Source organism: Campylobacter sp. RM6914 (genome assembly GCF_004803835.1).
In the GTDB taxonomy this organism is placed as follows: Bacteria; Campylobacterota; Campylobacteria; order Campylobacterales; family Campylobacteraceae; genus Campylobacter_A; species Campylobacter_A californiensis.
Map to the genome: position 1 here is coordinate 634,851 of NZ_CP012545.1, position 18,627 is coordinate 653,477.

General features: G+C 36.5%; 15 protein-coding genes. 6 read left to right on the plus strand and 9 right to left on the minus strand.

Annotated features, from left to right (window positions below; all coding sequences use genetic code 11):
- Nucleotides 1–101 precede the first annotated feature (101 nt).
- Both CCAL_RS03360 and ppk2 read right to left on the minus strand, forming a co-directional pair.
- Nucleotides 102–4,388 (minus strand): autotransporter domain-containing protein, encoded by a 4,287-nt coding sequence (locus CCAL_RS03360; RefSeq protein WP_172285052.1) that lies wholly within the window; start codon nucleotides 4,386–4,388, stop codon nucleotides 102–104.
- 88 nt (nucleotides 4,389–4,476) lie between these two features.
- Entirely contained in the window at nucleotides 4,477–5,289 is an 813-nt protein-coding gene (gene ppk2 / locus CCAL_RS03365; protein WP_170016718.1) for a polyphosphate kinase 2, read from the minus strand.
- Nucleotides 5,290–5,381: 92 nt separating this feature from the next.
- On the opposite strand from ppk2, the gene dsbD reads away from it, so the two are divergent.
- The 6 genes from dsbD to CCAL_RS03395 all read left to right on the plus strand — a co-directional run bounded on the left by dsbD (nucleotide 5,382) and on the right by CCAL_RS03395 (nucleotide 12,221).
- The gene (gene dsbD / locus CCAL_RS03370; protein ID WP_170016716.1) at nucleotides 5,382–7,088 is read left to right on the plus strand and encodes a protein-disulfide reductase DsbD; all 1,707 of its coding nucleotides are present in this window, start codon (nucleotides 5,382–5,384) and stop codon (nucleotides 7,086–7,088) included.
- A gap of 312 nt (nucleotides 7,089–7,400) precedes the next feature.
- Entirely contained in the window at nucleotides 7,401–7,796 is a 396-nt protein-coding gene (locus tag CCAL_RS03375) for a hypothetical protein (RefSeq protein ID WP_170016714.1), read from the plus strand.
- A 38-nt stretch (nucleotides 7,797–7,834) separates the two neighbouring features.
- The gene (locus tag CCAL_RS03380; protein WP_170016712.1) at nucleotides 7,835–9,358 is read left to right on the plus strand and encodes a helix-turn-helix transcriptional regulator; all 1,524 of its coding nucleotides are present in this window, start codon (nucleotides 7,835–7,837) and stop codon (nucleotides 9,356–9,358) included.
- Nucleotides 9,359–9,570: 212 nt separating this feature from the next.
- The gene (locus CCAL_RS03385; protein ID WP_170016710.1) at nucleotides 9,571–11,145 is read left to right on the plus strand and encodes a flavocytochrome c; all 1,575 of its coding nucleotides are present in this window, start codon (nucleotides 9,571–9,573) and stop codon (nucleotides 11,143–11,145) included.
- Nucleotides 11,145–11,567: a cytochrome c3 family protein gene (locus tag CCAL_RS03390; RefSeq protein ID WP_170016707.1), complete on the plus strand. Its 423-nt coding sequence runs from the start codon at nucleotides 11,145–11,147 to the stop codon at nucleotides 11,565–11,567. The genes CCAL_RS03385 and CCAL_RS03390 overlap by 1 nt, the downstream gene beginning before the upstream one ends.
- Nucleotides 11,568–11,576: 9 nt before the next feature.
- The gene (locus tag CCAL_RS03395; protein WP_170016705.1) at nucleotides 11,577–12,221 is read left to right on the plus strand and encodes a cytochrome c3 family protein; all 645 of its coding nucleotides are present in this window, start codon (nucleotides 11,577–11,579) and stop codon (nucleotides 12,219–12,221) included.
- 46 nt (nucleotides 12,222–12,267) lie between these two features.
- On the opposite strand, the gene CCAL_RS03400 is transcribed toward CCAL_RS03395, so the two are convergent.
- The 7 genes from CCAL_RS03400 to CCAL_RS03430 all read right to left on the minus strand — a co-directional run bounded on the left by CCAL_RS03400 (nucleotide 12,268) and on the right by CCAL_RS03430 (nucleotide 18,602).
- Nucleotides 12,268–12,630, minus strand: coding sequence for a nitrous oxide-stimulated promoter family protein (locus tag CCAL_RS03400; RefSeq protein ID WP_170016704.1), 363 nt, complete (start codon nucleotides 12,628–12,630; stop codon nucleotides 12,268–12,270).
- A 73-nt stretch (nucleotides 12,631–12,703) separates the two neighbouring features.
- Nucleotides 12,704–13,414 (minus strand): 3-deoxy-manno-octulosonate cytidylyltransferase, encoded by a 711-nt coding sequence (gene kdsB / locus CCAL_RS03405; protein ID WP_170016702.1) that lies wholly within the window; start codon nucleotides 13,412–13,414, stop codon nucleotides 12,704–12,706.
- Nucleotides 13,411–14,871, minus strand: coding sequence for a threonine synthase (gene thrC, locus CCAL_RS03410; RefSeq protein ID WP_170016700.1), 1,461 nt, complete (start codon nucleotides 14,869–14,871; stop codon nucleotides 13,411–13,413). Before thrC ends, kdsB begins: the two co-directional genes overlap by 4 nt.
- Nucleotides 14,872–14,895: 24 nt before the next feature.
- Nucleotides 14,896–15,741 (minus strand): acetylglutamate kinase, encoded by an 846-nt coding sequence (argB, locus tag CCAL_RS03415; RefSeq protein WP_170016698.1) that lies wholly within the window; start codon nucleotides 15,739–15,741, stop codon nucleotides 14,896–14,898.
- Between the two features lie 45 nt (nucleotides 15,742–15,786).
- Nucleotides 15,787–16,710: a tetraacyldisaccharide 4'-kinase gene (locus tag CCAL_RS03420; protein WP_169936528.1), complete on the minus strand. Its 924-nt coding sequence runs from the start codon at nucleotides 16,708–16,710 to the stop codon at nucleotides 15,787–15,789.
- A complete protein-coding gene (locus tag CCAL_RS03425; RefSeq protein ID WP_170016693.1) occupies nucleotides 16,703–17,836 on the minus strand; it encodes a DegT/DnrJ/EryC1/StrS family aminotransferase in 1,134 nt (377 codons plus the stop codon). The genes CCAL_RS03420 and CCAL_RS03425 overlap by 8 nt, the downstream gene beginning before the upstream one ends.
- Nucleotides 17,837–17,846: 10 nt before the next feature.
- Nucleotides 17,847–18,602 (minus strand): NAD+ synthase, encoded by a 756-nt coding sequence (locus CCAL_RS03430; protein WP_170016691.1) that lies wholly within the window; start codon nucleotides 18,600–18,602, stop codon nucleotides 17,847–17,849.
- Between the last annotated feature and the right edge of the window lie 25 nt (nucleotides 18,603–18,627).

The following is an 18,627-nucleotide window of genomic DNA, read 5'->3' on the forward strand; positions in this document are numbered from 1 at the left end:
TCAAAAAAGTGCGACTTAGCATAAAATAGATAAAATTTAGCGACTATTTAGCAATGCCAAAATCAACCGCCAAAGGCGTGATTTAAACACGCCTAAAAGAGTTAAAATTTATATTCCAGCTTTATTCCAGCTCTGCCGCCATAGCCACCCTTAAAGTCGCTAACTCCACCAAGATTGTATTGGATGGTAAAATTTTCATTTAGCTTTGTTTCGCCGATGTAGTTTAGCTCGTATTTTATGCGACTTTTCTTGATGTCATATTCAAGATAGTTATTTGCACGGCTTAAATTTAGCTTCACATCGTCGTTTGAGCGATGAATTTGCTTTTTGACAACGGCTTGGATCGTATGTGCCTGAGTTTGACTAACCACACTATACTCGGCACCAAGCCCAGCAGAAACGCCAAATTCGTTTAGCTTATCTTGCTTGTAGTTTTGCGTTTTAAAACCATCCATTTTTGTATAATCAATCTCAAAAAGCACCAACGGCTTTAAACTAGCCTTGTCTGAAACATCAAATCTATGCTTGTAATATGTCGATAACAACGCACCAAAGCCGTTATTTTTGCCATTTTCAGCTCTATTTAAAAGGGTAAAATCTTTCTCACTTTTTATGTAGGCAAGATTTAAGTTTGACTGAAACTCATGACCACTCGCGCCTTCATAGTCTGCGTAAATGCCTATATTATAGGCTTTTGAGCGATCTTGGTAGTTTTTGCCATCATGCTTTGCACTTGTAAATCCAGCCATAACGCCGTAAATAACGCTACCACTTGCAAGATCTGCTGTTTTGTCATAGCCTATATTGGTGCCGTAAAATTTCATATCTGCGCCGCTATTTTCTTTAAAATACCCACCACCGAAGTTATACCAAAAGCTATTTTTGGCTCTGTCATTTTGGATCGCTTCAAGGACATTTTTTAAGTCATCTTGTGAGCTATTGCCACTTGCCAAAGCGTATTTAAAGGCGTTTTGTGTGGTTAGCTTCGGACTAAATTTAATATGAGCTAGGCGTGAGTTCATCGCCAAATTTGATGAAAAAAGCACACCACTTGCGATATTTACACCAGAGTTTTCGCCGATATTTTTTAGCTCGTTTTCAGTTTTTTCTAAAATTTTACTTAAAGCATTCGCATCTTTTGTGTATGCTGCGTGTTCGATTTGTGCAACTAGTTCAGGGCTTGCACCATTTGCCGTGTGAGCTAGGATGGCGGCCAAAAGCTCGTTGCTTTGGTTGTTTGAGAGATTTTCTAGGGCTTTTTGACTCTTTGGATCTTCTTTTTGGAATTTCACTATAAGCTTGTTGTTTTCTATCGTGCTGGTTGCAAAGACTCCGCTTGAAAACTCTACATAAGGCGTCTTTGTGCCAGTTAGAGTTGTTGCAGTGATTATCTCATAGTTTTTCTCAAAGTCGATTTTATCGGTGTTTGCCTTTAAGACATCACTAAAATTTAGCTTTATTTTTAGCACGTCGGCAAAGCTTATTTGGTTAAAATTTAAAGCATTTACCTTGATCTCGTTGCCGTCAAGAAAGCCTACATTATTTAGCGTCAAAGAGCTTAAAATGCCGATATTTTGCGTGATATTTTTAGGGGTGCTCATATCAAATCTAAGCTCTTTGAAATTTATCTTTGAGCTATCGTGCGTTTGGAGGTTATGAAAGGCGTTTTCCTCCCAAGTTTTTAGCGTGATTTGGCTGTTGTTTTGAGCGGTTACGCTTTGTAAGGCGGAGGCATTTTTGATATTAGACAGGTCGATTTTTGAGTTATCGGCGTTTAAATTTTGCACACCAAATGTCGAATCTTCTGAAATTTTAAACTTGTCATTTGTGAAATTTACTAGGGTTAAATTTTTAGCTTCTAGCTCTGAGCTGTTTTGAAGCTCGATATTTCCACCATTTATACTAAGTGCATCAGTGCCTTGTTGCTTGTAGATTGAGCGATCAAGACTTATGCCTTTTAGTGTGGTTGTGCTGCTTGATGTAACGGAACTACCATTTTTGGCGATTAAATTTAACTCGTCAAGGTTGCTTACTAAGCCGTTGTTTAGATCCAGTCCTCTTGCATTGTCAAGCGTTATGGATTTACTAACATTTAGCGTTGCGGTGGTGCTTTTTTGGATTTTGTTGTTTGCGTTGGCGATGTTTTTAAACGCCAAATCCTCGATTTGCACGACCGAGTTGTCGCTAAAATTTACACTATTGTTTTCATTTAGAGTTAGATTTTTAGCCGTTAAAGTCGCGCTACCAGAAAGCGTTAAAGTTGGAGCAAACTCCGTTAAGCTCGATTTGATAGCGGTTGTGTCACTTGCGGTTATTGCACCACTAAATTTTATCGTATCGTTGCCCTGATTTTTCTCATCTAACTTTTGGCTTTCGATTTGCTGAGCGTATGATAGTCCGCCATTTTGCGTGTTGGCTCCGTCAAGTTTGTCGATAAAATAATCAATATCTCCGCCAAAATTTATAGCCGAAGTGTCATTTGCTGTGATGTTTGAGTTAAACTCACTCTCTTTGCCGATACTTAGCGTTGAGTCTTGCAAGGTTACGCCGTTTGAGATAAATTTTACTTTATCCCAGTCCGGCTGGGTAAGCGTCGATGGACGCTCCAAGTCCATATATTCTGGCATATTTTTGTCATATTGTTTTATCGTTGCCGTGCTTGTGTCGCGTGTTTTTACGGCGTGTGTGGTTGGGTGTCCGTGTATGGCAACTTTGGAATTTGCAACGCTTAAAGTGCCGTCTATTTGGGTATTTGCGTTAAAAACTAGCGTTTTGTCATTTGTGTTTTGAATTGCTATATTTATCTTGTTTTTATCGCTTCCACCGATGGTTGTATGCACGATAGTATCGGCATTATCGTTGCCTTGTAGGGTTAAATTTGCAGTTGTTGTTGATGATGAGTTTATGATATTTGCGCCGGCGTCGTTTGCAGAGATGTTTTTAGCGACTATACTTTTGCCGTTTAGATCGAGTTTTCCTCCGCCGTTACCGAAAAATAAATTATCTGCGTTAAAGTTAGTTATGTTATCTGCAAGTTTTAGCGTTGCTCTACCGCTAGTTACATAAATTTTATTAAAAGCATTTTCCGCATTTAGCACAACCAGTCCATTGCCAAGACGCAAATTTGTCCCAGTTGCGGCGCCTACATTGAGCGTTCCAGCTCCGATTTTATGCAGATCTTCCACAACTCTTGTGTTTAAATTTACGCTTGCATTTTCAGCGATGTCAAATCCCGCAAATTTCAAACTTCCAGTGCCATTTATCGCTGTCGCTCCACTCTCTACGACGATGCCGCCATAGCCTAAATTTAAATCACTACTAAGATTTATTGATTTATCGGCATTTATTATATTGTCTTTATTTGCAACTAAATTTGTGCCAGTAACATCTGTTTCATAAGCTGTTTTGTAATCATTAAGATCGTTGGCATTTACATAAGATATATTTATGAAATTTCCGCCCCCAGCCGCATGCCCACGCAAGACACCTACCAAAACCCACTCGTCTTTTATCGTGTCGTATAGATAAAAACCGCTTCCGCTATCGCCATTTGTGGTGTTGTTTTTAAAAGCACCATTGACCTCTGCACTTAACATAAGTCCTGATTTTTGATAATCTTCTGATAAATCTTTATTGATTATTCTACTAAAATTAATCGGCGATGTGCTTGCGCCTATCTGAAATAAGCTTCCGCCTTTTGCTGTATTTGGCTCTAAAACCGATAAAGCATTTGAATTATTATGCAATTTTAAATCACCACTTCCAGCTTGATACAGTATAAGCTTTCCATCTGCATCTGTGTCAAGTTTTTTCAGGTAGTCACCTATTTTTTCTATCTCTGGCAAAGCCTCTGCGTATGAGTTAAATCTTTCAAGACTGGATACATTTTCAGGATTAAAAGCTGACACTTCACCCTCAACAATATATTTTGTTGTTTTTAGATACATTGTCTCACCAGCATAATATTTTAGTGTTGCTTCTACTCCATTTGCGCCGTGTAAAAATTTATAACTCGTTTGACCAAATGTAGTCTTTTCGTTACCACTACTATTATGCATAAAACTATTTGCCAAAAACAATCTTTTAATATGGACTGCTGTTACGACATTATTTCGTCCAAGCGATGTGATAGAGCCGTCTATAGTGCGAGCGGCTTGGTTTGGCACACGAGCAAATTTAAACTCGCTTCCATCTTTTGCCTTTAAAACGACTTCGCCGCTAGTGTTGCTAAAAACACCTTTGTTTTGCCCAAGATCTAGGTAGTCTCTGTAGTGGAAATTTTCAAGAGACATATTTTGTGAGAAAGCACCTGTGCAAAGCACGCTGGCAAGCGCAAAGGAGAGAGATATGCGTTTTGCACAAGTTGTTTTTGTAGATTTTTTCTTCATAACTTTTCCTAACTATTAAAAACTCCGAAAAAGATTATACAAGATAATATATTAAAAATTAATTAGTTTTTTTAAAGTAAATTTAAAGTTAATTTATGCTCTTAAGCCCCTCTTTATTTAATCCACTTTCTATACGCTTTATCTCTACTTCACCGCTTCTCACGATTTCCTTATCGTAGCTAAGTATTTTTTTATCTGTCTTGTTTGGATACTCGACATTTGAAAGGATATATCTGAAGATATTTAGTCTGGCAACCTTTTTGTTATCCGAAGCGATGATAGTCCAAGGAGAGATCGTTGTGTGAGTTGCCAAAAGCATGGAGTATTTTGCGATGGAGTATTGATCCCATAACTCTTGTGCTTTTTGATCCACGGTAGATATCTTAAACTGTTTTAGAGGATCGGTCATGCGCTCTTTAAATCGCTTTTTTTGTTCCGCTTTTGTGATGGATAGGTAAAATTTAAAGAAAATTATCCCGGAATTTATGATCATTTCTTCAAATTTTGGCACTTCGCGTAAAAATTCCTTATGCTCTTCTTGTGTGCAAAAGCCCATAACAGGCTCGACTCCTGCTCGGTTATACCAACTTCTGTCAAATATCACTATCTCTCCGGCGCTTGGCAGATGTTCTACATATCGCTGAAAATACCACTGTGTTTTTTCAACGTCGCTTGGCTTTTCAAGGGCCACTATGCGACATCCTCTTGGATTTAGATGTTCTGTTAGGCGTTTTATGCTGCCACCTTTTCCTGCAGCATCACGTCCTTCCATAAGGATTAGCACTCGTAAGCCTTTGTCTTTTACATGATTTTGAAATTTTAGGAGTTCGATCTGAAGTGTTCTCAGCTCTTCTTCGTAGTTGTTGTTTGCCTTCTCTTTTTTTTGACCGTTTTTTGGCATATTGACTCCTTTATAAATGGTATGCTAAGCAAATTTTACTCTAAATTTAACAAAAAATATTAGAATTATACGTTTTTAAGGAGAATAAATTCATGTTTTTTAGAGCGCTTGTATCTTTTTGTATCTTTTTTGTTTCACTTTTATCTGCGCCACTAGATACCGCAGAGGCTTTTAAGCTAAGATCATCTATCGACGAGCAAAATGTTAGGATTGATTTTAAATTTGGACAAGATATTTATATTTATAATCAAACTTTTGAGATAAAGCTTGCAGATAAGCCTATAAATTCGCTCATTGATATGCCAAAAACAGAAATGTCAAACGAATACGAGATAATACCAACCGACTTTTCGCTCCTAATACCGCTTAAACTCATAGAAGAGAACTTGCAAGACGATTTGTCAAAAATTTCCATCTCATATCAAGGATGTGCCAAAAACGGCATTTGCTACCGTCCGCAAAATAAAACTTATATCGTAAGTAAAATTCAAAGTGGATATAAAGTCGTTGATAGTGATGCTAAACAAGAAATTTCAGACGAGCAAGGTATCGCAAATGAGCTCTCATCAAAGAGCTTTCTGCTATCGCTTGTGACTTTTTTTGGATATGGGTTGTTGCTTGCTCTTACTCCGTGCGTGTTTCCTATGATACCGATACTTTCAAGTATTATCGTTACTAAGGGTGGGGAGAATTTGGGTGTTAAAAAGGGCTTTTTACTCTCGTTTGTTTATGTTTTGGCGATGAGTTTTGCTTATGCGTTAGCCGGAGTCGGAGCTAGCACACTTGGTTTTGGAGTGCAAGGCATGCTTCAAAATGCATGGATTTTGGGCACATTTGCTGTTATTTTTGTTTTGTTGGCGTTTAGTATGTTTGGCTTTTATGAACTCAAACTTCCGTCTGTGATTGAAAATTTTATAAATAAAAAGTCTAAAAACTCAAGTGGCTTGCTCGGTGTTTTTATCATGGGCTTTACCTCTGCGCTAATAGTTTCTCCTTGTGTTGCCGCCCCGTTAGCTGGAGCCTTACTTTATATAGCTCAAAGCGGTAATTTACTTTACGGCGGAGTGATGTTGTTTATTATGGGGCTTGGCATGGGTGTTCCGCTTCTTATTATAGGCGCTAGTTCTGGTAAAATTTTGCCTCGTCCTGGAGTTTGGATGGATGGGGTAAAAAGTCTTTTTGGCTTTTTGATGTTATTTATGAGTGTTTGGTTGCTTTCAAGAGTGTTTGGAAGTGTTTTTGAGCTTGTTGGATACGGTGTTCTTGGTGTATTTACGGCTGTATTTTTTGGAGCATTTGAAGCAGCTGGCTCTGGCTGGTTGAAATTTAAAAAGGCGACTGCAATTTTGGTTTTTGTCTACTCGGTTATGCTTATTATCGGTGGATTTTTAGGTTCTAAAAATGCCCTTTCGCCACTTAGCGGTTTTAATTTAAGTGCATCCGCTAAAGATGAACTTAAATTTGAAAAAGTTCAAAATTTACAAGAGCTTTTGGCTGCTATAAATAACTCAAAAAAGCCTGTTATGGTTGATTTTTGGGCTAGCTGGTGTGTTAGCTGTTTAGAACTTGACGATAGGACTTTTAGTGATCTTGGCGTAAAAAATACTCTTAAGAATTTTACCGTTATAAAGATCGATGTTACACAAAATTTAAGTCAAAACCGTGAAATGCTTAAGTATTTTTCACTTATAGATCCACCTGCGCTTTTGTTTTTTAAAGATGGTTTGGAGATAAGTTCAAAACGAATAATCGGCTATATAGATCCACAGAAATTTTTAGAGAAAGTTTCTGATATCTAACGCCAGTATTTATAAATATCATTTTATTAAAATTTTAATTATTATCTATGTCAGAAGCAATTGACTATTAAAATATTAAATTAATATATCAAAATTTAATTTAAGACCCTTTAAAAAGCAAAGGTTTTACTATTTTTAAAGGACAATTTTTATCATGAAGTTATAAAAATAATATTTAAAAAATTTAATTATAAAATTAATTTTTGATTTTAATAGCTTTTGTTTTCATAAAACTATTTCAAATGACCAAAAAATATAAATAAACATAAAGATAATTTTTGAGATAATAATTAAAATTTTTAAGGGTGTATTTTGAAAATTTTAGTCAAGAAAGATTATAAATTTTTTATCATCATAAGCATAGTCTTTTTGTGTTTTATCGGACTTAATTACTATTTTAACTACGAGCTTTTAAAGGATAATATAAGGCGTTATGAAAGCGGAATTTTTAGCCGTGTACATACCAAAATTGAAGATTGGACAAACTCAAATTTTAAAGATGTAGAAAAAATTGCAAAACTTTTGCAAAATGAACATATACAAAGCGCGACACAAATTCAGCCCTTGCTTCATAAATTTCAACAAAGCTCAAATTTTCCGTATCTCATCATGGGGCTTAATGATGGAAATTTTACATATCAGATAATGATTACGTTACGCCTCACAATTACGACCTTAAAACTCGCGATTGGTATAACGACACATTAAAGGTAGGTGGCACGATAGCTTCAAATCCATACATCTCTATGCGACTTGGACTTCACAGCGTATCTATTTGCACTCCTATCAAATTAGTAGATAAGCGAGGTGTTTTTTGCGGAGGACAACCATTTGAGGTTATAAGGAGCTATTTTAAAGAGTATAAAACCCTATACGATAAAAATTTATATCTTATCAATAAAGGCGGTGAGATATTAGCAAGCTTTGGCAATATAAATGATACGATATCTTTTGAAAATGTAAATTTACCAAACGACAAATACATGGCGATCCCTATCAAAAATACTAATTGGAGTATAGTTGTTGAAAAAGATCAAGAGCTTTATACGAATGAGCTTAATAAATATTTACTTATAAATTTGTTACTTTACGCACTTTGTGTCTTGATATATATTTTTACTAATTTCATTTGGCTTAGAAAAAACAGTATAAGCTCAAAGCAACTTAATGAACAAAACATTTATATAAAAGATGTGCTTGCTAAGCAGGTAAATGGAGTTTTTATTAGCTGTAATGAAGATCTTGAGATCATATATGCCGGTGATGAATTTGCAAATTTCTATGATTTTTATAATGGTGCTGCAAACCTAAAAGAGACCATAAGAAACAGTAAATTTCTTAGTGATGATGAAAAGTTAAATTTTCTTAATGAGATAGCTATCTCAAGTCGGGGTTTGAAATTTAGGTATTTTAATATAGAGTTTACAAAAGAAAATGAGGTTAAGAAATATCTGATAACAACTGCACCTATCGGTGATCATGCTCCTTACGGTCTGTCATTTTTATTCCAAGACGTCAGTTTAATGCAAGAACAAGAGTCTCAAAAAACATATAATGAGTTCTATAATCCATATGTAGAAAAATTAATGATTTTTATTAAGCAAAATATCGGAGATGATGGACTTTGTGTGGAAAAATTAGCCAAAATTGGCGGGTATTCCAAATTTCATTTGCAAAGATTATTTAAAAATTATACCAACACTAATGTAGCTGAATATCTACGTTCGTTCCGTCTTGAGCGTGCTAGGTTTTTATTAAAATTTAGTGACGAAAAAGTAAGTGTTATAGCTAAAAAATGTGGATTTGCTCATAATGAAACATTTATAAGATTGTTTTCTAAATTTTACGGCTCGTCCCCGCTTGTTTATAGACAAAACATAAGAGGTAAAATTCCTAAAAAAGAGCTATTATACGAGGAGATAGAGTTGCCAGAAATTAAGCTAGCTGTAACACATAAGCCTCAAAATATAGAGTTTTTAAAATCAAAGCAAAGCGGTGGCGATATCTTAGTTTTGCTTGAAAACGGAGATATAAATAGTAAAATTTATGCAGCTTATAGCAAAGATGGCTCACTATCGTCATATGTGGAATTAAGCGGCGGAACATGGGCTAAGATAGATATAAAAGGCATGAATTTGCCAATTGAGGATATTTTAGACAAGGCTTGCGAGATATTTTATGATCCAAATCTGTACAAATTTAAAGCTCCTCAAATTTATTTTTCGCTAACTGATGATAAAAATATGGATTTTATATACTTTAAAATTTAGAAATTTTACTGATTAAAACACACATTAGCTTAAGTTAATATTTTATGCTAAACTTAGATTAAATCCTGTAAAAACGAGCTTCACGATTATTGATAAAAAATGCTTTGCCATTATTTGGCATTTTTTATCATGAAACAAACCAAAAAATTTATATTAGTATTTCATTTAAAGATCTTATTAAAAATCTTTAAATTCATATAAAAGGAGAGATGATGTTTGACTCATCAAGAAGGCGAACCTTAAAGACGCTTGCCTGTTGCTCCGCTGCTATTGCTGTTCCAAATTTAGTGTTTGGCAAGATGAATGCAAGCGATGTAAAGCGATGGGATAAGGAATTTGATGCTGTAGTAGTTGGAAGCGGATTTGCAGGCTCTGCTGCTATGTTGTCGTTACTAGATCACGGCATAACAAACTGCATAATGATAGAAAAGATGCAGTATCTTGGTGGTAACTCTGCTTATAGCGGTGGATCTATGGCGGTTGCCGGTACGCCTATACAAGAGCGCGACGGTATTAAAGATGACCCCGAAAGCCAGATAAAAGACACTCTAAAAAGCGGTCATGATCTAAATGATAAAGAGCTTGTGCGAGAGATGATTTATAAAGGTCCAGAAACCTTTAATTGGCTTGTTGAGAATGGCGTAAATTTTAAATGGGTGAGTCGCAGTGGTGGACACACTGTACCTAGGTCACACTCCGCAGGTGCAGGTAGCTATATTACTCGTCCTTTACAGCGTAAGATCATAGAACGCGGAGGCAAGATCGCCACTCGTGTAATAATGGATGAGATTATTTATAATGATAAAAACGAAGTTGTGGGGATCAAAGTGCGTGAGAAGTATGAATTTAACTTTGATAGAGAATTTGACGAGAATGACAATAAAAGTGGTCAGGTTAAATTTTATCGCTGTTTAGGTGGTTTGATATTAGCCACAGGAGGTTGGGGCGCAGACATTAAATTTAGACAAAATTTCGACCCCGCTCTTCGCGCTGACGTGCTAACTACAAATCATCTCGGAGCTACTGGCTATACGGCTCGTAAGCTTATCTTGGATGACATTAAATTTATTGATATGCAATACATCCAGCGCCTGCACGTCACTTCTGCAGATGAGCCGTTTTTCGGCTTTGCGTATCGCTGGATCACGCGCGGTTATGCATACGGCATAATGATAAATCCAAAAACTGGTCTACGTTTCGTAAACGAGATAGCTGATCGTAAAATAGGCTCGGACGCGATCTGGAGCATGAATGAAAATGGAAAAAATCATCCTGTATTAATAATGGACATAGAGGGCACAAAAACCGTCGATATCAAAGACTTCCAGCGTGGATTAAGCGTAGGAGCAGTGAAGAAATTTGACACCATAGATGAGCTAATCGCACATTATGGTATCAACAAAGAGCCGTTCTTGGATCAACTTAAGCGCTATAATTCTTTTGTAGATGAGGCTGCTAAAGATAAAGAGTATCGTGACCCTGAATTTAAACGAAATTTCTCCGCTTATAAAGGCAAATTTATTAAAGTGGAAAAGCCACCGTTCTTTGCCTCTCGTCCGGGACCAAAAGTGCATCACTGTATGGGTGGGATAAAGACTACGATTGATTGCGAGGTATACAATAACGATATGGCTTTGGTGTCGAATTTATACGCTTGCGGTGAGCTGACTGGCGGTCGCCATGGCTTTAACCGCCTTGGTTCTAATGCCGTACTTGACTGTCTGGTTTATGGCAAGCGAGCAGGTGCAAAACTAGCGCAAATTTATAACGCCAAAAGGGGTGCGTGATGAGAAAAATTTTATTTATACTTTCTATTTTGATTATATCTTTAAGCGCAGCAGATGTAAATGCTAGCTTATCTGAGATGTTGCGCAACTCAAAAGGTGAAATAACAACAGATTTTAGTCCAAAGATTTTTCCTATCCAAGGTATTCATAAAAAGCTAAATTTAGCCTGTATTGATTGTCATAAAGATGAAAAGCAAAAAGATTACTCTTCTGCAATGAATAACTCTTGTCTCTCGTGTCATGGAAGTTACTCAAAACTAGGCGAAACCACAGGACATCTAGGACATAACGATAATATCCATGCTAATCCACATTACGAATCGCTTGATTGTGACACTTGTCATAAATCGCACCAACCAAGCGTAAATATGTGCTTGCGTTGTCATACGCAAGACAGCATGAAAAAATTGATCGTGAAGTAGGAGGCAGTAATGAAAAAAGTAGTATTTTTAACGATAATTTTAACTTTGGTGGCTGTTTTTGGCGGATACCATGTGATAAAAGCCACTGGAGAATATCCATTTTGCGGAAGTTGTCACGAGTGGGATGGAGCCATAGCACAAACAAATTTGGCCGATCCTATTCACGGTGGCTCAAATCCAAAAGGTCTTGGAGCAAAATGCACTGACTGTCACTTGCCTCATGATAGCTTGGCTAATTATATTTTTACAAAAGCTAAAAACGGTATAGCAGAAGGCATCACGACACTAACTGGTGATCCAGACAAAAAAGATTGGATAGCCAATCGCGAATATGCACGCAAAAACTATACTTTTGATAGCTCTTGTCTAAACTGCCATGCGGACATTGTGAAAACATCGGATGCTAACGCTACAAGGCAAATTCTGCCTGTAAATAGCTTGCCAGAAGAGATTGCTACTTTAAGTGAAGCGGGTAGAATGCATATGAAATATCTTGAATTTAAAGGTACTGGCGATGAGATGAAATGTACCGACTGTCATAAAAATGTGGGTCATAAAGAGCTTGGCAAAATGCTAATCGAACAAAAACATAGGATTGCAAATAGCTGGGATGAGTGGGAGAATATGTATCAAGAGAGTAGAAAAAATAAGTAAAATTTTATTATTCTCTTGTGTGGGTTATGGGTAAAAATTTAATTTTTTACCCATCTTTATCTCTTAAAAACAACCTCTTTATCTTATTAAGTCCCAATTTCATGCCGCTGTATTTCATCATTTTTGCCATTCGTTTCCACATTGGTAGTTCATAACATGGATGTGGGCAGGTGTGACAGCGTGGTTTTTGCACATGTGGGCATGCGCAAAGCCTTGCAAAGGAGTAGTTTAGCATGTCTTCACAGTCTTTGCATAGTTCATAGCTCACACTTACAACATCAGGCACTCCTTCATAGGTTAATGTCTTTTCTTGCTTTATTTTTGGTAGTTGTTTGTGCTTATCTGTGCAGTAAATTTGTATAAATTTAGTAACAGTCGTAACCTCGTAAGCAAATTTTTCATTAGTCATTTTTGTCCTTTAGCAAAAGGTTATCGAAAAATGATAAAATTTGTTTACGAGTTTCATCAAGACTATATTGCTCTTAAAAATCAAATTTTACTCTAGCACGTTTTAGGTCTTCGGCACTATCTATGCCTATACTTTCGCTTGAAATTTCAAGCATGGCTATACGTTTGCCGTTTTGAAGCGCGCGAAGTTGCTCTAGTTTTTCGGTATTTTCAAGGCTTGACGGAGCTAGTGAGCAAAACTCATTTAGGCTAGCTACGCTGTATCCATAAATTCCAAGATGAGCCTTATATGTTTTACACTCTGCGCGGTTAAAAGGTATGCGTGAGCGTGAGAAATAAAGTGCAAAGTTATCTATATCGGTTACGACTTTAACTAAATTTTTATCATCAACAAGCTCATCGTTTATTAACTTGTAGCATGAAAACATGAATGCTTTATTTTGTCTTTTTTTGCAAAATTCTCTAAATTTTGCGATATTTTCAGGCTCGATAAATGGCTCATCTGCTTGCACGTTTATGACTATATCGTTTTGATCTAGGTTTAAATTTCTGCATGCCTCATTTATACGATCTGTCCCGCTTTGGTGACTAGTTGATGTCATGACGGCATTTAGCCCGTGAGTTTTTGCTATATCTAAAACACTCTCGTCATCAACTGCTATGACGACCTCGTCGCACTCGCTCACTCGTCTGGCAGTTGCTACAAACATTGGAACTCCGCCTATATCGCAAAGAATTTTATTTTTAAATCTAGTAGAACTTAGTCTGGCAGGTATGATTATCATTTTTTTATCCATTCTAAAATTTTATCTTCTATCTCATTTTGTTCGATAACATCAGGGTGTAAAATTTTAGCATCAAAAAGCTCTTCGATACTGCTTGGCGCGCTTTCATTTAGTTTTGAAGCAAGCGTGTTCAAGCCCTCTTTTTCGCTATCTGCACTTTGTTGGCACGCCTTTAGCATGCTTGGCGCAAATTTAACCCAATGTGCCGTTGAAGTGATGACATTTATACGTGAGCTATCTGCCATTTTAAAGCAAGTTGCGGTGTGCGGGTCGATAGCTACGCCTTTGTCCATCCACTCTTTTATATAACTCTCACACTTACTATCAGTGCAAAAGTCTGCTTCAAATTCAGCTTTTAATGCCTTCAGCTCATTTTTATCAAGCTTGTAAAATTTATCTTTACTTAGCTTATCCATAAGCTCTTTTGTGCGAACGGCGCCAAATTTATCAAACAGCAATCTTTCGATATTGGAGCTAATTAAAATATCCATAGCAGGGCTTATAGTTTGAAGCAATTTCTTGCCCCTAAGATCGTAAATTCCTGTATTAAAGAGTTCTGTTAGGATATTGTTTGCGTTTGAAACGATTTTGATTTTGCCGATTTTAGCGCCCATTTTTTTAGCATAGTATGCACCTAAGGCATTACCGAAGTTTCCGCTAGGCACGATGATGTCAAAACTCTCACCCCTTGCTAATTTACCATTTTTTAAAAGTCTTGCATAAGCGTATGCGTGATATATGATCTGAAATAAAATTCTTCCGAAATTTACGGAGTTTGCGGCACTTAGACTGAGTTTGTTTTTGGCTAATTGCGCTTTAAAATTTTCGCTTGCCAAAAGCGTTTTAAGTGCTCGTTGCGCGTCGTCAAAATCGCCTTTGATACCGATAGTTTTTAGGTTATCGCCCTTCATGCATACCATTTGTAGGCGCTGAACCTCGCTGGTGCCATTTGCAGGATATAAGCAGACGACTTTTATATTTTTAGCATTAGCGAAGGTTTTTAGCGTGGCAGGTCCGGTGTCGCCGCTAGTAGCGCACATGATGAGATAGTTTTTGTTTTTTTCTTGCGCAAGAGAGCTTAGAATTTCTCCAAAAGGCTGAAGAGCCATATCTTTAAAAGCGCGTGTAGGACCGTGATATAGTTCATTTATATATAAATTTTTACCAAGTTTTTTAAATTCAACCGGAGATGCTGGCTTGTCAAAGTTTTTATATCTTTTTACTGCTTTTTTAAAGACGTTTTTATCTATGTTAAATTTAAATAAAGAGATTATATAAAGGGCTAGTTTTTCATAGCTTAGCTTGCTTAGTTCGCGCCATTTTTTATCACTTATCTTTGGTAGCTTAACTGGCGCGTAAAGTCCACCGTGTTCGCTACTTGGATTAAGTAAAGCGCGTTTTAAACCGACTTTTTTTGATTTTTCGTTTTTCTTGGCTCTTGTTGGGTGCAGTTTCATGTTTTTTCCTTTGATCTCTTAAATTTATTGTCTTATCATAGTTCCTATACCGTCGTCGGTAAATAGCTCAAGAAGTAATGAATGCGATAGTCTCCCATCAAGTATGTGTGCGTTTTTAACGCCGCTTTTTACGCATTCTAAAGCCGCATCGACTTTTGGCATCATGCCTCCGCTTATAACGCCGGTATTTTTTAGCTCATTTATCTGTGATTCGTTTAGTTTGCTGATGAGCTTTTTATCGTTATCTAAAATTCCTTGAGTATCGGTTAAAAATATTACTCTTTCGGCCTTTAGTGCACTTGCTATCTTGCTTGCGCAAAGATCGGCGTTTATGTTGTAGCTATTTGCCTCATCGTCAGTTGCAATAGGTGCCACAACAGGTATAAGCCCATTTTGTAAAAGCCCGTTTAGCACGGCTGTATTTACGTATTCTATCTCGCCGACAAAGCCGTATTTGCCGTTATTTAGCGTTTTAGCTTTTAATAAATTTGCATCTTTGCCACTAACACCTATGGCTCTTGCGCCATTTTTATTTAAAAGTGCAGTTAGTTCTTTGTTGATATTTCCGCTAAGAACCATCTCGACGACTTCCATGGCTTCTTTATCTGTTACTCTAAGACCGTCTACGAATTCGCTTTTTATATTTAGCTTATCAAGATATGAGTTTATCTTTTTACCGCCGCCGTGAACTACGATAACCTTGCAGCCTACAAGCTGAAGTAGTGCGATATCTTTGATGAAATCACTCTTTAAATTTTCATCAAGTTGAGCCGAGCCGCCATATTTCACAACGAAAATTTTATCGCGGAATTTTTGGATATATGGTAGAGCAGATATGATCACCTGTGCGGTTTGAAGTTTATCTTTCAAAGTTTTTCCTTGTATTTAAAATCCTAGATTATAGCAAAAAACCGTTTAAATTGCTTGTTTTATGGCGTTTTTTAGCTCATTACTAAGCGTTGTGTGTAGTTTTATAAGCGAGATAGGGAGATTGAAGTCTTTTACTTTTACAAAATCCTTTTGTGTCATAAGTAAGGATGTAGCTTTGTAAGAGCTAAGAAGCTTTGCAAGCTCTTGTTTATTAAAGTCGTGATGATCTGGATAAAAAATTTGCGCTACTGTTTGGTTGAAAAATGGCTCTAGGCGCGTTGGATTGGCTATTGCTGTGACTAAAAGCATCTTATCTGTTTGGTTAAAAATTTGAGTTTTTCTAAAGTGCGAAACACCCTCTTTAGCTATGAAATCCCCAAATCTATAAAAGCCAACAGGATATCTATAAGCCCCGCTAGGTATGGTAAAATTTAGCGCTGGAAGAGGGTTTGGCTGGATTAGGATATTAAATTTTTTAATGTGAAATTTGCCAAAACCATCATCTAAAATAATATACCTTGCACCCATTTTTTTTGCTTCATATATAGCTTCATCTCGGTTTTCACTAACGATGACGTTTGTATTTTTTACACTTATGGCATACTCCATCGCCTCATCGCCACTTGTTTTTACGTCTGTTAAAATTTGACCGTTTACGCATACCTTTACAAGACCTTTACTACTTCTGCCGTATCCTCTTAGTATGATAAAAGCACCGTCAAATTCGTTTGCTATCGCGATACCAAGCGGAGTTTTGCCGCTTCCTCCCAAGCTAAGGTTGCCTATGCTTAAAATTTTAATACCAAGATCCTTCTCTTTACTTGTGTATTTTTTGATATAAATAACAAAAGCATATATTAAAGACAGTGGTAAAAGTATAAAAGAAAGAAGCTTTTGAGTGAAATTAGGGCGGTAAAAATAACTCTCCGCCCAAATGTATAAATTTTGTTTAAATGTGCTTTTAGACACGTGATTTTGATATCTCTTTAATCTTTTCGCAAATATAATAAACCTCTTCATCTTTTAAAGCGTTATAAATAGGCAAAGAAAGCACTTGTTGATATACCTTAAGTGCACTAGGGTAGGCGTTTACTTTAAGGTTGTATTTAGCCTTGTAGTAACTTAAAAGATGTATCGGTATATAGTGTAACGAAGTATGGATGCCATTTTCCAGTAGCTCACGTGCGAAACTGTCGCGGTTTTTATCGATTTTGATTATATACTGAGAGTATACATGGTCACGTTTTTTAATAGGAGTTGTTATGTGAGGACAGTTTGATAACTCTTTGTTATAAATTTCAGCTATCTCTTTTCTGCGTTTGATAAACATATCGTTTTTTTCTATCTGGGCAGTGGCATATGCGGCATTTAATGCACTTATATCGTATTTAAGACCGATGTCAACTACGTCATAAATATAGCCTAAGTTGCCGTATTTATCGATACCGTTTATAAGTGCGTAGTTTCTAAGAAGTCTCGCGCGTTCCGCAATCTTGTCGTCATTTGTTGTGAAAAATCCAGCTGTTGCGATAGGGTTGTTTACTTGCGAATACGTCTGAAAGCATGATAAAAATGAGTTTTCATTGCCGATTTTGGTGCCATTGTATGTTAGTCCGATAGAGCGATTTGCATCATCTAATACTTTTACGTCATAATGTTTTGCTATCTCGTTTATCTCATCAACCGGAGCACTTTGTCCTGCTATGTGACTTACAAAAATTCCTTTTAGTTTTTTATGATTATACTCTTTGAGGGCTTTTTTAAGTGAGTCCGGGTTTATGTTAAAGTCATCTTCGTTTATATCGACAAATATCGGCTCGGCATCAAAGTGCCTGATTGATTGGGCTACACTTGGAAATGAATTTACCGAGCAAATAATCTTATCTCCACGTTTTATCTCCATTGCACTTAAGGCTAAGTGGTGTGCTGCGGCTAGGTTGTTTGTGCTTATGACATGTTTTGCACCGAAATATTTTTGCAAAGTATCTTCTAGTGCTTTAATGGTTTTGTTTGAATTTTGGTTTTTTAAAACATCTTGTATAAGTTCGTTTTCGCGCTCCGTAATGGTTGGTTTATAAAATGAAATTTCTTCCATGTCTTGCCCCCTAAATTTTTGCTATCAGAGGCATTCGCCTCTTAAATTCGTTTGATTTTACTCTTTTTAGTATCTCTTGAACTGTTTTTTTGCCAAATTTTTCTTCGATTTGTTTATTATAAATTTCACCGTTTTTTGTCGCTATTAAAATTTCATCAACCACTTCATAGCTATATCCGATATCTTCTTCGTCGCTTTGGCCTTCCCAAAGATCGGCTGATGGCGCTTTGTTTATGATATTTTCGTCTATCTCAAGATACCTAGCAAACTCAAAAATTTCAGTTTTATAAAGCTCTCCGATAGGATTTATTGCACATGCCATATCGCCAAATATAGTTCCGTATCCAAGCATGAGTTCGCTTTTGTTACTAGTTCCCACAACGATAGCTCTTATGTCTGCCGAGTAGTCATACAAAAGGCTCATTCTTATTCTTGCACTTAAATTTCCTTTTCGAATATTGTTTAAATTTGTGTCTATACTCTCTTGGTATGCGCCTAAAATGCTTTCTATGCTTAAGATTTTAAATTTAATGTTTCTCTTTTGACAAAATTCAGTTGCATCTTTTATATTTTTTGGGTCGGAATTTTTAGTCGGCATGATTAGGGCGTGTGTATTTTGAGGCATTGCCTTTGCGCAAAGTGCGCCCACTATAGCAGAATCAAGCCCTCCGCTCATACCAATAAGTAAATTTTCGACACCGATATTTTTACAGTAGTCTCTTAGAAAAGCAACCAGTTTTAGCTCTAACTCTTTAAAATCTCTCATTTTGGTATCATTGTTTAAAAAATTT

Bases quoted from the DNA above. Each gene is read 5' to 3' on its own strand.
- CCAL_RS03395 (WP_170016705.1), top strand. From the start codon at position 11,577: ATGAAAAAAGTAGTATTTTTAACGATAATTTTAACTTTGGTGGCTGTT.
- CCAL_RS03425 (WP_170016693.1), bottom strand. From the start codon at position 17,836: ATGGAAGAAATTTCATTTTATAAACCAACCATTACGGAGCGCGAAAAC.
- CCAL_RS03390 (WP_170016707.1), top strand. From the start codon at position 11,145: ATGAGAAAAATTTTATTTATACTTTCTATTTTGATTATATCTTTAAGC.
- ppk2 (WP_170016718.1), bottom strand. From the start codon at position 5,289: ATGCCAAAAAACGGTCAAAAAAAAGAGAAGGCAAACAACAACTACGAA.
- dsbD (WP_170016716.1), top strand. From the start codon at position 5,382: ATGTTTTTTAGAGCGCTTGTATCTTTTTGTATCTTTTTTGTTTCACTT.
- CCAL_RS03385 (WP_170016710.1), top strand. From the start codon at position 9,571: ATGTTTGACTCATCAAGAAGGCGAACCTTAAAGACGCTTGCCTGTTGC.
- thrC (WP_170016700.1), bottom strand. From the start codon at position 14,871: ATGAAACTGCACCCAACAAGAGCCAAGAAAAACGAAAAATCAAAAAAA.
- CCAL_RS03360 (WP_172285052.1), bottom strand. From the start codon at position 4,388: ATGAAGAAAAAATCTACAAAAACAACTTGTGCAAAACGCATATCTCTC.
- CCAL_RS03380 (WP_170016712.1), top strand. From the start codon at position 7,835: ATGCGACTTGGACTTCACAGCGTATCTATTTGCACTCCTATCAAATTA.
- kdsB (WP_170016702.1), bottom strand. From the start codon at position 13,414: ATGATAATCATACCTGCCAGACTAAGTTCTACTAGATTTAAAAATAAA.
- CCAL_RS03400 (WP_170016704.1), bottom strand. From the start codon at position 12,630: ATGACTAATGAAAAATTTGCTTACGAGGTTACGACTGTTACTAAATTT.
- CCAL_RS03430 (WP_170016691.1), bottom strand. From the start codon at position 18,602: ATGAGAGATTTTAAAGAGTTAGAGCTAAAACTGGTTGCTTTTCTAAGA.